This is a genomic window from Nocardia sp. NPDC004722 (assembly GCF_053601505.1).
The window spans coordinates 1-1,017 of sequence record NZ_JBSGBY010001126.1; the positions used below are offsets into that span (position 1 = coordinate 1).

1 pseudogene is annotated in these 1,017 nt (G+C 74.3%); it reads right to left on the reverse strand.

The features are described from left to right. Positions 1-1,017: pseudogene (locus tag ACWELQ_RS46265) on the reverse strand (chromosome segregation protein SMC); the annotation flags it as partial.

Below are 1,017 nucleotides of genomic sequence, written 5' to 3' on the forward strand. Positions count from 1 at the left end.
GGCGCGATTCTCGCGTTCGGCGCGGGCGGCGCGGCGCAGCGAATCCGCTTTGCCGCGCACCGATTCCGCGCGTTCCTCGGCGGTGCGGACGGCCAGGCGGGCCTCGACCTCCATGGAGCGGGCCTCGGCGAGGGCGGCGGCGGCTTCCTCGCGGGCGTATCCGGCGGTCTCGGTGCCCGCAGCCTCGGGATCCAGGTCGGCTTGCTCGTTCTCGGCATTGCGCAGCCGGTCCTCGAGCTCGGCGAGCTTGGCCAGGGTGTCCTCGCGGCCGGATTCGGTGTCGGCGCGCTGGGCCAGCAGCCGGTCGCATTCGCGTTGCGCGGTGCGGGCGGAGTGGCCGAGGCGGCCCAGGCGGTCGTAGATGGCGACCAGGGCCTGATCGGATTCGTGCAGGGCGAGCAAGGCGTGGTCGACCGCCTCCTTGCGGTCGGTCTGCTCGGCGAGCGCACCGGCCAGGGCGGCCTCGAGCTCCTCGGCCTGCCGCTGCCAGGACACCAATTCGTCCTTGGCGGAATCGATATCGGCCTGCACCTCGAGCTGGCTGGGGGCGCGGTCGGAGCCGCCGAGCACCCAGCCGCTGCCGGTGAGATCGCCCTCGCGGGTGACCACGCGCAGTTCGGGGCGGGCGGCGATCACCTGGGCGGCGGTGGCGAGATCGTCGGCGACGGCGATGCCGGTGGTGAGGGCGGCGATCGCGCCACGCAGGTTCGCGGGGCAGTCGACGACCTCGGCCAGCCAGCGCGCGCTACCCGGTAGTCGCGAATCGAGCTGTCCCGCAGCGGTATTCGCACCTGCACCGGACCCAGCGATATCGGAGACCAGCGGCCCCGCGCCGACGGCTGCCTGCGCCTGACCGAATCCTCCCGGTGTGCTGCCGAGGGCATTGCCGGTGGAACCGTCGGCGAAGACCAAAGCGGCGCGGCCGCCGTCGGCCTCTTTCAGGGCGCGCACGGCCGCGTGGGCCGACGGGCCGGTGTCGGCGGCGTCGGGGTCGGCTAGCGGGCCCAGCGCGGCGGC